This window comes from Microbacterium sp. Leaf203, from assembly GCF_001421275.1.
GTDB lineage: Bacteria > Actinomycetota > Actinomycetes > Actinomycetales > Microbacteriaceae > Microbacterium > Microbacterium testaceum_A.
Genome location: NZ_LMKF01000030.1, coordinates 77350 through 90257, shown reverse-complemented (window position 1 = coordinate 90257; position 12908 = coordinate 77350). Strand labels below are relative to the sequence as shown.

The following is a 12908-nucleotide window of genomic DNA, read 5'->3' as shown; positions in this document are numbered from 1 at the left end:
GGGGGGGGATTCGGCGGCGCGCCGTGTGTGGGCCGATTGTGCCCGGCGTGTCGGTATTCGCCCCGCGGTCGTGCTCGCGCGGGTCGGGTCAGGCATCACAGCCGAACGGGGCCCTCCCCTCACACCGCGTTCCACCGCAGCCGCGGCGCCCCGAGTCCTGACCGCAGGACGGCCGCATCGGCCACCGGGAACGTCGTGACGATGAGCCCGTCGACCGCGTAGGCGAGAGCGGTGGTGCCGTCGGGGAGCGCGTCGCCGAGGGCGATGCGGGTCGAGCGGCCCTCGACGACCTCGTCGATCGCGTCGGGGCGGGAGAGGAGGAATGCCGCGGCCGCGGTGACCCGAGAGAGCAGGGTGTCCGGCCCGGCCCAGGGTGAGAACGCCCCGCGGGAGAGACCGCAGGCGAGGGCGAGGTCGTCGGTGAGCCACCGCTCGCGCTTGAGACCGTACGGGGTCGGTGTGGTCGACAGCAGGTAGCCGTAGACGTGCAGCAGGCCGGCGTTGCCCACCGGCCAGGCGGCCTCGAGCCCGGCCCGCGCGTGCAGCTCGTCGAACAGTGCCCGGGGGAGCACCGCCGCTCCGACGTTCTCGTCGACGATCGTCGAGCGGCCCCACGCGGCGAATCGGCCGGCGGCGGCGTCGTCGGCGAGCGACGCCGCGAGCCAGGGGAGTGAGGCGATCGCCGCCGAGGGGTGCTCGGCCGCGAGGACGGCGGCGACGTCGAGGGCGGCGGTGGAGGTCACGGTTCCCACGCTAAGCGGGCTCCGAGGGCGCACAGCCGCCGTTCATCCAGCGTTTACACGACGTGGACATCCCGTCCACATTTAGCGTGCACCATGGACGCAACGTCCACGACAGGAGTTCCCCCGTGCCCCGCCCCGTCCTCATCTTCGACTTCGACGGTACCGTCGCCGTCGGCGACGGCCCCCTGCTGGCCTACGCCCGCGCGGTCGCCGCCCACACGGCATCCGCCGACACCTTCGTCTCTGCCGTCTCGGCCCACCTCGCCGCCCCGACCGCCGACGTCATCGACGGGTACGACGCCGTTCGCCGCCTCGCCCTCGACGCCGGGGTCGACGACGACGCCCTGGCCGCGGCGTACACCCTCAGCCGCACGCAGCTCGGTAGCGCAGACGCGCCGGTGTCGACCGCGACGGGGCTGGCGGAGTTCCTGGCGCAGGTGGATGCCGAGCGACTCCTCGTCACGAACGCTCCCGCCACCCGTCTCGACGCCGCCCTGTCCGGAATCGGACTGGCCGGCCTGTTCGACCGCGTGGTCACCGACGCCGCCAAGCCCGCCGGACTCGACGCCCTGCTGGACAGCCTCGGCGAGGGCGTGCCGGTGCTCACGGTCGGCGATGTCTGGCGCAACGACCTCGCCCCCGCCCACGCCCGTGGTCTCGACACGGCGCTCGTCGGCGGCTACATCGATGCCGCCGCCACCCCCACCTTCCGTGCCGACACCCTCGACGAGCTGCTGCCCGCGCTCGCCGCGTGGGTCGACGCCGCCCACGTCGACGCTCCCCCCGCCGCACACCTCCCGTCCCACGCCTGAATCCCACCCGAACCGCAGAGGAATCATGAACACTCGTCGCTCCCGTCTCGTCGCGGCCTTCGCCACCGCCGCTCTCGCCTCGATCGCCCTGGCCGGCTGCTCCGGTGCCGCCGGCGCCGACTCGGCCGCCCCCGCCGCCGACCCGAGCTCCCTCGTGCTCGCCCTGGTTCCTTCGCAGGACCAGGCCAACCTCGTCGACACCGCGAAGCCCCTCACCGACATGCTCACCGAGAAGCTCGGCATCCCGGTCACGGGCGTCGTGTCGAAGGACTACCAGGCCGCCGTTGAGGCGATGGGCGCGGGCCAGGCGCAGATCGGCTTCCTGCCCTCGCTGCAGCTGTGGCAGGCGAACGACCGCTACGGCGCCTCGGTCGTGCTGCAGACCGAGCGCAACGGAAACATCACCTACCCGGGCCAGTTCATGACGAACGACCCCGACAAGTACTGCGACACCCCCGTCGTCGAGCGCGACGGCATGTCGTTCTGCAACGGCGCCGACGCGCTGCAGGGCCCCGCGGGTCTCGACAGCATCACCAAGATCGCCGGTGCCAAGGTCGCCGTGCTCGGACCCGGCTCGCCCGCCGGTTACATCTACCCGATGCTCGCGCTGAAGGAGGCCGGCGTCGACATCGACAGCGGCTTCCAGAAGGTACCGGTCACGGCCAACGACGCGTCCGTCCTGGCGGTCTACAACGGCGACGCCGAGGTCGGCTTCAGCTTCTGGGACGCCCGCACGCTCGTGAAGAAGGACAAGCCCGACGTGGGCCAGAAGGTCGTCGTGTTCGGCCTGACCAACGAGATCCCCAACGACGGTGTGGCCGTCTCGAAGGATCTGTCGCCCGAGCTGCAGAAGAAGATCTCGACGGCGCTCGCCGACTACTCCGCGACCGACGAGGGCTCCGCCGCCCTGAAGGCCGTCTACTCGATCACCAAGCTCGCCCCGGCCGACCCGTCGTCGCTCGACGTCGTCGCGCGCGCCGCCCAGCAGCTCGGACTCCAGTGACGACCGGATCGCTCACCCCGGGGGTCGAGGCTCTCGCCTCGGCGCCCTGGGGCATCCGTCTCGCCGGGGTCTCGGTGCGCTACCCCAACGGCACGGTGGGACTGAAGAACGTCACCCTCGACATCGCGCCCGGCGAGCTCGTCGCCGTGGTGGGACTGTCGGGCTCGGGCAAGTCGACCCTCATCCGCACCATCAACGGCCTGGTGCCCGCGACCTCCGGTGTCGTCGAGGTCGGCGGCCGACGCGTCGACAACGCCTCGGGGCGTCGCCTGCGCGAACTCCGCGGCCACATCGGCATGGTGTTCCAGAGCTTCAACCTCGCCGGCCGCACCACAGTGCTCAACAACGTGCTGGTCGGTCGCCTCGCGCACACCCCGCTCTGGCGCACGCTGTTCGGTGCGTACCGTGACGCGGATCGCCGGCTCGCCTTCGAGGCTCTCGACCGGGTCGGGCTGCTGCCGAAGGTCTGGGACCGCGCATCGGCGCTCTCGGGAGGCCAGCAGCAGCGCGTCGCGATCGCCCGCGCGCTCACGCAGCAGCCGCGTATCGTCCTCGCCGACGAGCCGGTCGCGAGCCTCGACCCGCCGACCGCCCGCGGGGTGATGGACGACCTGCGCCGCATCAACGTCGACCTCGGCATCACCGTGCTGGTCAACCTGCACCTGCTGGATCTCGCCCGCGAGTACGGCACGCGCATGATCGGCATGCGCGCCGGAGAGGTCGTCTACGACGGCCCCGCGGCATCCGCCACCGATGCCGATTTCGCGCAGATCTACGGACGCTCGGTGACCGCGGCCGACAGGCTCGAGCGATGACCGTGCTCACCGTTCCGCCTCGTCCGAAGGGGCGATGGATGCCGTGGACCGCCGCGGGCGTCGTCGTCGCGGTGACCGTGTTCATGTGCCTGCCGGTGGTCGGGGTGGGCCTCGACGTCGGTGCGATCGCGCGCAACTGGCAGCAGGGTGCGCTGCGGGTGGGCGAACTGCTCACCCCGGACTGGTCGTTCTTCCCGCGCACGGTCGGCCCGATCCTCGAGACGCTGCAGATGGCGGTCATCGGCACCGCGGTCGGGGCGGCGATCTCGCTGCCGGTGAGCTTCTGGGCGGCCCGGCCGACGAACCCGTTCACTCCGACGCGGGCGCTGGTGCGCGGCATCCTGAACGTGATCCGCGCCGTGCCCGAGCTCGTCTACGCGGCGGTCCTCGTCGCGATGGTCGGGGTGGGCGCCCTCCCGGGCATCCTGGCGCTCGTGCTGTTCAACGTCGGCATCATCGTCAAGCTCGTGTCGGAGTCGATCGACGCCACCGACGCCGGCCCCCTCGAGGCCGGTCGTGCCGCCGGGGCGACCCAGACGCAGATCAACCGCGCGATCGCTCTGCCCGACACCTGGCCCGCGTTCGTGTCGCAGACGCTCTACGTCTTCGAGCTCAACGTCCGCGCCTCGACCGTGCTCGGCCTCGTGGGGGCCGGCGGTATCGGGCTGCTGATCGATGCCGTGCGCACTTTCTACCGCTACGACCAGCTGTCGCTCGTCATCGTCGAGATCCTCGTGATCGTCGTCGTGCTCGACACCGTCAGCGACGCCATCCGCCGGAGGCTCGTATGACCGCCCTCGCCCCCTCGCGGCCCGTGAGCCTCGCGCTGCCGCCGCGCCGTCGGAAGCCCCTGCGCACCCTGTCGTGGGTCGTCGTCACGGTCGTCGTCATCGCCGCCTTCTGGTCGGCCGACATCACGTGGTCGCGGCTCGGGGAGCTCCCCGCCGAGATCGTGCGTTACCTCGGCCTGATGTTCCTCTCGCCCGCGTGGGAGAAGCTGCCCGAGGCGCTCTGGCAGACCTGGCGCAGCGTCGAGATGGCGTGGATCGGCACCGTGCTCGGCATCCTGATCGCGACCCCGCTCTCGCTCGTCGCCGCGCGCGGCTTCGGCCCGGCGCCCGTGCGCGTCGTCCTGCGCTTCGTCTTCTCGCTGGTGCGGGCCGTGCCCGAGCTGGTCTTCGCGATCATCATCCTCTCCGTCACCGGTCTGACCCCGCTGACCGGGGCGCTCGCTCTCGCGATCGGGGGGATCGGCACCCTCGGCAAGTGGGGCTACGAGGCGGTCGAGAACGTCGCCCCCGGCCCCATCGAGGCCGCGCGGGCGGCGGGCGGCTCGACCGCCCAGGTGCTGCGCTGGGGAGTGTGGCCCCAGGCCTCGCCGACGTTCCTGTCGTTCTGGCTGTACCGCTTCGAGATCAACGTGCGCGCCTCGGCCGTGCTCGGCCTGATCGGCGTCGGCGGGATCGGCGACATGCTCACCTCGTACACCCAGTACCGTGAGTGGTCGACGGTCGGCATGCTGTTGATCGTCGTGGTCGTCGTCACCGTCGCGATCGACGCGGTCTCGGGCCGCATCCGCCGCCGCATCATGGAGGGCCCGCGTGTCCGCTGAGATTCCCGTGACCGCCCGCATCGCCGCCGTGCGCAACTCGCTGCAGCCGAGCGAGCGTCGGGTCGCCGACCTCATCGTCGATGATCCGGATGCCGTGATCGAGCTCACCGCGCAGCAGATCGCCGACCGCGTGGGGGTGGGTCGCTCCTCCGTCGTGCGCGCCTGCCAGACCTTCGGCTACCGCGGGTACCCGCAGCTGCGGGTGGCGCTCGCGGCGGAGCGCGGACGCCGCGTGGTGCCCCCGGTCGCCCAGGACGGCGTGCTCGGCGGCATCCGCTCCGCCATCGACCGCATCGCCGACGATCTTCGCGCGGCCACCAGCCTGCTGGACGCCGACGGGGTCGATGCCGCCGTCGACGCGGTCGTGGGGGCCCGTCGCCTGCTGGTGGTGGCGAGTGGGTTGTCGGCTCCGGTCGCAACGGATCTCGCGATGCGCCTGACGGCGGTGGGGCGCCCGGCCGAGACCCTGGGCGATCCGATCGGCCAGCAGATCGCCGCGCGCCACCTCTCGCCCGATGACGTCTGCGTCGTGGTCAGCGGTTCGGGGGCGAACGAGGCGAGCCTGCGCGCGGCCACCGCTGCACGCGCGGCCGGGGCGCGAGTGATCGCCCTGACCTCGTTCGTCGCCTCGCCGCTCACCGAGCGCGCCGACCTGTCGCTGGTCCTCGCTTCGGGCGGGACGTTCCGCGACGAGCTGGAGCACACCTCGCGCATCGCGCACGCGGTCTTCGCGGAGGCGTTCGTCGACGCCGTGGCCCGCGCCCGCGCGGGCGATGCCGACCTCGCCCGCGAGCGCGTGCTCGAGATCCTCTCCGACAACCTCGGCGACGCCGGCTGACACCCGCTTCCGCGTCACGGCGGTGCGGTCGCCCCGTCGTGCGGATCGGGCGGGCGACGCGCGGGCCCGGGGGTGCCGGCATCCGGCGTATCGGGCGTCAGCTCCGTACGACGGAGCCCGCGCTACTCGGCCAGCCGCAGCGCCGCCCACAGCTCGGCGCGCGCGGAGAACGACGACAGGTCGCGATCGAGCACGCGCTCGGCCTGGGCGACCCGGGCGCGCACGGTGTGGCGATGGATGCCGAGGGCCTGCGCGGTCGCCTCGTGCGAGCAGTCGTGGGCGAGCCAGGCGTCCAACGTCTCGAGCAACGCGGACCCCTGCGCCTCGTCGTAGGTCCGCAGCGGAACCAGGGCACCCGCGGCGACGGTGCGCGCCGCCTCGGATCCGAGGGCGGCCAGAAGACCCGCGCGCGCGGTGTCGGCGAAGTCGGCGACGCCGGGAGTGGCGAGCCGGTCGCGCGCGGTGCGCGCCTGGGTCAGGGCGGCCGAGAAGGCGTCGTAGCCGGTGGGCGCCGAGCACCCGACGACGATCTCGAACCGGTCGGCGACCTCGGCCAGCGCGTCGCGGGCTGCGGCGGGAACGACGATGACGAGCCCGTCGTCACCGCGACCGAAGAACATCTCGCCGCGACGCTCCTGCGCGCGCAGCTCGAGCCACTCGGTGAGGGCGGTGGAACGAGTGGATGCCGCGGGCGTCACCGCCACCACGACGGGGGCGGTCGGCAGCGGGCCGAACAGATCGCGGCCCGCGCGTCGGGCCAGCGCGGGATCGTCGGTCGCGAGCGAGTGCACGAGACCGGCGCGGAAGGTGCCGATGGCCCGGCCGAGCCCGTCCTGCTGCTCGAGGGCGAGGGCGGCCATCGCGACCACGGCGGTCACGACGCTGCGCGCCTCGTGGTCGAGGTCGTCGGCCGCGAGCGCGAGCACGCCGCGGAGGTGCCCGCCGCGGCCCAGGGTCTGCAGGCTCACCGAGGTGTCGTTCGGGCGCACGGTGGATGCCGCGCGCGTGCCGCGGCGGAGCATCGTCGTGACCTCGGCGGCGACGACGTCGAGGGCGGGCGCGCCGAGTCCACCCGCCGGGTGCTCGGTGCTCAGGGTGCCGGCCGCGTCGAAGAGGCCGACCCAGCAGTCCAGCTGTCGAGACAGTTCGGCGAGCGTCGCCGAGAGGCCGTCGGGGCGCAGGGCGGCGAGCGAGACCGCGCGCTGCGCCGCGAGAGACCAACTGCGCCGAGCGTAGGACTCCGCGGCGATCGCCTCGGCACCGGCGCGGGCCACGGCGATGAAGGGGGTGCGGTAGGGAACTTCGAACAACGGCACGCCCGCGGCGAGGCAGGCCGCGGCGAGGCCCACCGGGATGCCGTCGCGTACGACCTCGGTGCCGAAACCCAGGGCTCGAACGCCCCGGGCGAGCAGCCGCGACACGTACGCGGTGTAGTCGTCCGTGTCGGCGAACTGCGTCCCCGTCGTCAGCAGGACGAGCCCCTCGCTGAGGAACGGGGTGGGGTCGACGAGGTCGCTGGAGTGCACCCACCGAACGGGGCGATCGATGCTCCCGGCCGGGAGTTCGTCCTCGCCGGCGACGAGGCGCAGTCGCAGGTCACGGCGCGCGAGGAGGGCGCGCAGACTCGGCGGCGCGACGGCAGTGTCGACCATGTCAGCTCCTGTACGACTCGTATATGACAGTGCCTGCGACTGTACAGGGGGGAGAGTGCGCGGCGCGTCGCGGCGTCCGTAGCATCGCCGGCATGAGCCTCGACACCCTTCCCCTCGTCGGCGGTCCGACCCTTCCGCAGGAGCGCCGCCTCGTCACCGCCATCCCCGGCCCGCGCTCGCAGGAGCTGCTCGAGCGCAAGGCCGCCGCCGTGGCATCCGGAGTCGGCCACACCGTGCCGATCCAGGCCGTCGCCGCCGGTGGGGGAGTCGTCGTCGACGCCGACGGCAACTCGCTCATCGACCTCGGCTCGGGCATCGCCGTGACCAGCGTCGGCAACGCCCACCCCGCGGTCGTGAAGGCCGTGCAGGATCAGGTGGCGGCGTTCACCCACACCTGCTTCATGATCTCGCCGTACGACTCGTACGTCTCCGTCGCCGAGGCGCTCAACCGCCTCACCCCCGGCGACCACGCCAAGAAGAGCGCGCTGTTCAACTCCGGCGCCGAGGCGGTCGAGAACGCCGTCAAGATCGCCCGCAAGTTCACCGGTCGTCAGGCCGTCGTCGCGTTCGACCACGCCTACCACGGCCGCACCAACCTCACGATGGCGCTGACGGCCAAGAACATGCCGTACAAGAGCGGCTTCGGCCCCTTCGCCGCCGAGGTCTACCGCGCTCCGCTGTCGTACCCGTTCCGTGATGGACTCTCGGGACCGGATGCCGCGGCCAAGGCCATCTCGCTGATCGAGAAGCAGGTCGGCGCCGAGAACCTCGCCGCTGTCATCATCGAGCCCATCCAGGGTGAGGGGGGCTTCATCGTCCCCGCCGACGGCTTCCTCAACGCGATCGTCGACTGGTGCCGTGACAACGGCGTCGTCTTCATCGCCGACGAGGTGCAGTCGGGCTTCGCCCGCACCGGCGCGATGTTCGCCAGCGAGCACTTCGGCATCGTGCCCGACCTGGTCACCACGGCCAAGGGCATCGCCGGTGGTCTGCCGCTCGCGGCGGTCACGGGCCGCGCCGAGATCATGGACGCTACGCACACCGGCGGCCTCGGCGGCACCTACGGCGGAAACCCGATCGCCTGCGCCGCCGCGCTGGCCTCGATCGACGCCTTCGAGAACGAAGGGTTCGTCGAGCGGGCCCGCGAGATCGGCGAGCTGCTGCTCGGCCGCCTGCGCGAGATGCAGCAGAGCGACCCGCGCATCGGCGACGTCCGCGGCCACGGCGCGATGATCGCCGCCGAGTTCGTCGACCCCGCGACGGGTGCGCCCGACGCGGCCCTCACCTCGGCCGTCGCCAAGGCCGCCATCGCCGAGGGCGTGATCGTGCTCACCTGCGGCACCTACGGCAACGTCATCCGGTTCCTGCCGCCGCTGTCGATCGGCGACGACCTGCTGACCGAGGGTCTCGACGTCGTCGCCGCGGCCCTGGCCCGCAGCTGACAGCCGTCCCGACGGTGGCGGAAGACCCGAGAGCCCGCCGCCGTCGGGGCCACCCCGAGTTCGCACAGACGCACGACAAGTAAGGACGCTTTCATGGACGAGATCACCCGCGACGTGGTCGTCATCGGAGCCGGCGCCGCCGGCCTCACCGCCGCAAACGACCTGCGCAAGGCCGGCCTCTCGGTCGTCGTGCTCGAGGCTCGCGACCGCGTCGGCGGTCGCCTCTGGACCGACGTCATCGACGGCGCCATGCTCGAGCTCGGCGGCCAGTGGGTCTCGCCCGACCAGCAGGCCCTCATCGACACCGCTGCCGACCTCGGCCTGCCCCTGTACAGCCGCTACCGCGAGGGCGACAGCGTGTACGTCGGTCCCGACGGTGAGGCGAAGCGGTTCACGGGCGAGATGTTCCCGGTCGCGCCCGAGACCGAGAAGGTCATCGACGAGGTCACCGCGCGCCTCGACGCCATGGTCGCCGAGATCGACCCCGACCGGCCGTGGGCGCACCCCCGAGCCGCGGAGTGGGATGCGATCTCGTGGGACGCGTGGCTCCGCCAGCAGACCGACGACGACGAGGCGATCCGCAACCTCGCGTTCGCCACGGGCTCGGCGATGCTCACCAAGCCCACGCACACGTTCTCGCTGCTGCAGTCGCTGCACATGGCGGCATCCGCGGGCTCGTACTCGAACCTCGTCGACGCCGACTTCATCCTCGACAAGCGCGTGGTCGGCGGTCTCCAGCAGGTGCCCGAGATGCTCGCCGAGCGTCTGGGCGACGACGTCATCCTCAACCAGCCGGTGCGCCGCATCGTCTGGGGTGCCGAGGCGCCGACGCCCGCTCGCTCCGCCGACAGCGCGACGGGGCAGCGGGTCGACGACCTGCGCGCCCTGACCGCGCGCGTCGACGCGGCGAAGTCCTCGACCGACGGCGTCACCGTGATCGCCGACGGCGTGACGGTCCGCGCGCGCTTCGCGATCCTCGCCCTCGCGCCGGTGCTGTACTCGCGCATCTCGTTCGAGCCCCCGCTGCCGCGCCTGCAGCACCAGATGCACCAGCACATCTCCATGGGCTTCGTCATCAAGGTGCACGCCGTCTACGAGACGCCGTTCTGGCGCGAGAAGGGCCTGTCGGGCACCGCCTTCAGCCCCTACGAGCTCGCCCACGAGGCCTACGACAACACCAACCACGGCGACGAGCGCGGAACCCTCGTGGGCTTCGTCTCGGACCACAACGCCGACGACCTGTTCCGGCTCAGCGCCGAGGAGCGCCGCGAGCGCATCCTCGAGTCGCTGTCGCACTACTACGGCCCCGAAGCGAAGAACCCCGTCGTCTACTACGAGAGCGACTGGGGCACCGAGGAGTGGACCCGCGGGGCGTACGCCGCGAGCTTCGACATGGGCGGTCTGCACCGCTACGGTGCCGACCTCCGCGAGCCCGTCGGCGCGATCCACCTCGCGTGCAGCGACATGGCCGGTGCCGGGTTCCAGCACGTCGACGGCGCCATCCGTCAGGGCCGCCGCGCCGCCGCCGAGATCCTCGAGCGGACGCGCGGATGACCGCGCGCCGCGTGGTCGTCGGATACACCGCGACCGACGCCGGTGCCGACGCGCTCGCGCTCGGGGCGCGTCTGGGCGCGGCCCTCGACGCCCCCGTGCACGCGGTTGTCGTGCTTCCCTCCGCCGAGAACAACGTCTCGATCCCGACCGATGCCGGCTACGAGCGGCTCGTGCAGGACACCGCCCGCGGCTGGTTGCGCGAGGCCGTGGCACCGTACCCCGGCATTCGCGGTCACGTCCGCTTCGCGCAGGCGGTGTCGGACGGTCTCGTCGCCGCCGCCGAGGAGTTCGACGCCGGCGTGATCGTCGTCGGTACCGGCGGGGGAGGGCCGCGCGGTCGACACCGCCTCGGCACCACCGCCGAAGAGCTCGTGCATTCAGCGCCCGTCCCGGTCGCCCTCGCCCCCGAGGGCGCGCGCGACGTCGACCCGGGTGTGGGGCTCCCGCGCATTACCGCCGCGATCGGCACGCGCCCCGGGGCGGACGTCCTGCTCGAGACGGCGGCATCCGTCTCCCGCCGGGCGAAGGCACCGCTGCGACTCCTCTCGCTCGCGGGCGTCGATCTTCCGGGGCGCGTCGACGCGTCGCTGACCCGGCTGACCGGTCAGGCCCACGCCGAGAGCGTGCTGGAGTCGGTCCGCGCCGCCCTCCCCGCCGAGATCGAGGCCGAGGCCCTGGTCGGAGCCGGATCCGACATCGAGGACGCGGTCTCTCGCATCGACTGGATGCCGGGCGAAGTCGCCCTGGTCGGCTCGAGCCGTCTCGCGCAACCGCGTCGCCTCTTCCTCGGTTCCACCGCCGGGCGCATCCTGCGCGCCCTTCCCGTCCCCATGATCGTGGTGCCCCGCACCTCGGAGGCTTCCTCATGACCACCCCTCGCAACGACGCGAGCCCCGCACCCGACAGCGCCGTCACCACCGGCATCTCCAACAAGGGACTCCGCGTCGGCTCGATCGGCATGATCGGCGCCGTCGTCATCGGCATCTCGACCATCGCGCCCGCCTACACGCTCACCGGAGCGCTCGGCCCGACCGTCTCGGCGGTCGGCTTCCAGGTGCCGGCGATCATCCTCGTCGGGTTCATCCCGATGCTGCTGGTGGCCCTCGGCTATCGAGAACTGAATTCGCGGATGCCGGATGCCGGCACCTCCTTCACCTGGGCGGCTCGAGCCTTCGGCCCCTGGGTCGGGTGGATGGCCGGGTGGGGCCTGATCGCCGCCACGGTCATCGTGCTGTCGAACCTGGCCGGCATCGCCGTCGACTTCCTGTTCCTGCTGATCGCACAGGTCACGGGCAACCCCGAGATCGCCGAGCTCACGCGGGTCGTCCCGATCAACATCGCGGTGTGCCTGCTGTTCATGCTGCTGGCGACGATCGTGTCGTACCGCGACCTGCAGACCACGCAGCGTCTGCAGTACGGTCTCGTCGGCTTCCAGATCGTCGTGCTGCTCGTCTTCGCCGGCGCCGCGGTCGTCGAGATGATGAACGGCAACGCGTTCGATGCGAGCCCGGTGCAGCTGTCGTGGTTCAACCCCTTCGAGGTCGACTCGTTCAGCGCGTTCGCCGCCGGGCTCTCGCTGTCGATCTTCATCTTCTGGGGATGGGACGTCATCCTCACCATGAACGAAGAGACGAAGGACCCCGACAAGACGCCCGGTCGGGCCGCCACCGTGACGGTGTTCCTCATCGTGGCGCTGTACCTGCTGATCGCCGTCGCGCTGCTGATGTTCGCCGGCAACGGCACGGGGGAGCTGGGCCTGGGCAACGAGGACATCCAGGAGAACGTCTTCTTCCACCTGTCGGGGCCGATTCTCGGGCCGCTCGCGTTCCTCGTCTCGCTCGCGGTGCTCACCAGCTCGGCATCCTCGCTGCAGGCGACCTTCGTGGGCCCGGCGCGCACGCTTCTGGCCATGGCGCACTACGACGCTCTTCCCAAAAAGTTCGCCAAGGTCAGCCCGCGCTTCTTCACCCCCGGCTACGCCACCATCGTCTCGGCGATCGTCGCCTCGGTGTTCTACGCGGTCATGCGCGTGCTGAGCGAGAACGTGCTGACCGACACGATCACGGCCCTCGGCGCGATGATCTGCTTCTATTACGGGCTCACCGCGTTCGCGTGCGTCTGGTACTTCCGCAAGCAGTGGTTCGACTCGGTGCGCAACGTCCTCCTGACGCTGCTCGCGCCCCTCGTGGGCGGCGTGATCCTCGCGGTGCTGTTCGTGACCACCCTCATCGACAGTGCCAGCCCCGACTACGGCTCGGGCTCGGAGATCGGCGGTGTGGGTCTCGTGTTCGTGATCACGGTCGTCATCATCGTCGCGGGCCTCGTCCTCATGGTCGCGCAGCGCATCGCCAGCCCCGGCTTCTTCCGGGGTGAGACCCTGGGTCGCGAAGCGCCCGCCAGCGCCCGCCGCCGCCGCATCACGTCCTGACAACGAAAC

At 71.9% G+C, this 12908-nt stretch carries 12 protein-coding genes; 10 read left to right on the top strand and 2 right to left on the bottom strand.

Annotated elements, in window-relative coordinates; all coding sequences use genetic code 11:
- Nucleotides 1-119: 119 nt before the first annotated feature.
- Nucleotides 120-743 carry an amino acid deaminase gene (locus ASE56_RS12725; protein WP_235557000.1) on the bottom strand — a complete coding sequence of 208 codons (624 nt, stop codon included), beginning with the start codon at nt 741-743 and terminating at the stop codon, nt 120-122.
- A 125-nt stretch (nt 744-868) separates the two neighbouring features.
- On the opposite strand from ASE56_RS12725, the gene ASE56_RS12720 reads away from it, so the two are divergent.
- The 6 genes from ASE56_RS12720 to ASE56_RS12695 are packed head-to-tail and all read left to right on the top strand — an operon-like array spanning nt 869 to nt 5823.
- Nucleotides 869-1555: an HAD family hydrolase gene (locus ASE56_RS12720; RefSeq protein WP_056230396.1), complete on the top strand. Its 687-nt coding sequence runs from the start codon at nt 869-871 to the stop codon at nt 1553-1555.
- A gap of 25 nt (nt 1556-1580) precedes the next feature.
- On the top strand, nt 1581-2558 hold the full coding sequence (locus ASE56_RS12715) for a phosphate/phosphite/phosphonate ABC transporter substrate-binding protein (protein ID WP_056230395.1): 978 nt from the start codon (nt 1581-1583) through the stop codon (nt 2556-2558).
- Entirely contained in the window at nt 2555-3373 is an 819-nt protein-coding gene (phnC, locus tag ASE56_RS12710; protein ID WP_081349777.1) for a phosphonate ABC transporter ATP-binding protein, read from the top strand. The genes ASE56_RS12715 and phnC overlap by 4 nt, the downstream gene beginning before the upstream one ends.
- Complete coding sequence (gene phnE, locus ASE56_RS12705; RefSeq protein ID WP_056230394.1) at nt 3370-4164, top strand: phosphonate ABC transporter, permease protein PhnE; 795 nt, start codon at nt 3370-3372, stop codon at nt 4162-4164. Before phnC ends, phnE (ASE56_RS12705) begins: the two co-directional genes overlap by 4 nt.
- On the top strand, nt 4161-4985 hold the full coding sequence (gene phnE / locus ASE56_RS12700) for a phosphonate ABC transporter, permease protein PhnE (RefSeq protein ID WP_056230392.1): 825 nt from the start codon (nt 4161-4163) through the stop codon (nt 4983-4985). The genes phnE (ASE56_RS12705) and phnE (ASE56_RS12700) overlap by 4 nt, the downstream gene beginning before the upstream one ends.
- Nucleotides 4975-5823 carry a MurR/RpiR family transcriptional regulator gene (locus ASE56_RS12695; RefSeq protein ID WP_056230390.1) on the top strand — a complete coding sequence of 283 codons (849 nt, stop codon included), beginning with the start codon at nt 4975-4977 and terminating at the stop codon, nt 5821-5823. The genes phnE (ASE56_RS12700) and ASE56_RS12695 overlap by 11 nt, the downstream gene beginning before the upstream one ends.
- A 122-nt stretch (nt 5824-5945) precedes the next feature.
- On the opposite strand, the gene ASE56_RS12690 is transcribed toward ASE56_RS12695, so the two are convergent.
- The gene (locus ASE56_RS12690) at nt 5946-7475 is read right to left on the bottom strand and encodes a PucR family transcriptional regulator ligand-binding domain-containing protein (RefSeq protein ID WP_056230387.1); all 1530 of its coding nucleotides are present in this window, start codon (nt 7473-7475) and stop codon (nt 5946-5948) included.
- Nucleotides 7476-7567: 92 nt separating this feature from the next.
- Here ASE56_RS12690 and gabT point away from each other — a divergent pair, with 92 nt between their 5' ends.
- From gabT to ASE56_RS12670, 4 genes are all read left to right on the top strand, one after another.
- Nucleotides 7568-8917, top strand: coding sequence for a 4-aminobutyrate--2-oxoglutarate transaminase (gene gabT / locus ASE56_RS12685; RefSeq protein WP_200914195.1), 1350 nt, complete (start codon nt 7568-7570; stop codon nt 8915-8917).
- Between the two features lie 93 nt (nt 8918-9010).
- The gene (locus ASE56_RS12680; RefSeq protein ID WP_056230382.1) at nt 9011-10471 is read left to right on the top strand and encodes an NAD(P)/FAD-dependent oxidoreductase; all 1461 of its coding nucleotides are present in this window, start codon (nt 9011-9013) and stop codon (nt 10469-10471) included.
- On the top strand, nt 10468-11340 hold the full coding sequence (locus ASE56_RS12675; protein ID WP_056230380.1) for a universal stress protein: 873 nt from the start codon (nt 10468-10470) through the stop codon (nt 11338-11340). The genes ASE56_RS12680 and ASE56_RS12675 overlap by 4 nt, the downstream gene beginning before the upstream one ends.
- The gene (locus ASE56_RS12670; RefSeq protein WP_056230378.1) at nt 11337-12899 is read left to right on the top strand and encodes an APC family permease; all 1563 of its coding nucleotides are present in this window, start codon (nt 11337-11339) and stop codon (nt 12897-12899) included. Before ASE56_RS12675 ends, ASE56_RS12670 begins: the two co-directional genes overlap by 4 nt.
- The last annotated feature ends 9 nt before the right edge of the window (nt 12900-12908 follow it).

Excerpts from the sequence above, each read along its gene's own strand:
- ASE56_RS12715 (WP_056230395.1), top strand. The coding sequence starts at position 1,581 with ATGAACACTCGTCGCTCCCGTCTCGTCGCGGCCTTCGCCACCGCCGCT.
- phnE (WP_056230394.1), top strand. The coding sequence starts at position 3,370 with ATGACCGTGCTCACCGTTCCGCCTCGTCCGAAGGGGCGATGGATGCCG.
- phnE (WP_056230392.1), top strand. The coding sequence starts at position 4,161 with ATGACCGCCCTCGCCCCCTCGCGGCCCGTGAGCCTCGCGCTGCCGCCG.
- ASE56_RS12690 (WP_056230387.1), bottom strand. The coding sequence starts at position 7,475 with ATGGTCGACACTGCCGTCGCGCCGCCGAGTCTGCGCGCCCTCCTCGCG.
- gabT (WP_200914195.1), top strand. The coding sequence starts at position 7,568 with ATGAGCCTCGACACCCTTCCCCTCGTCGGCGGTCCGACCCTTCCGCAG.
- ASE56_RS12680 (WP_056230382.1), top strand. The coding sequence starts at position 9,011 with ATGGACGAGATCACCCGCGACGTGGTCGTCATCGGAGCCGGCGCCGCC.
- ASE56_RS12675 (WP_056230380.1), top strand. The coding sequence starts at position 10,468 with ATGACCGCGCGCCGCGTGGTCGTCGGATACACCGCGACCGACGCCGGT.
- ASE56_RS12670 (WP_056230378.1), top strand. The coding sequence starts at position 11,337 with ATGACCACCCCTCGCAACGACGCGAGCCCCGCACCCGACAGCGCCGTC.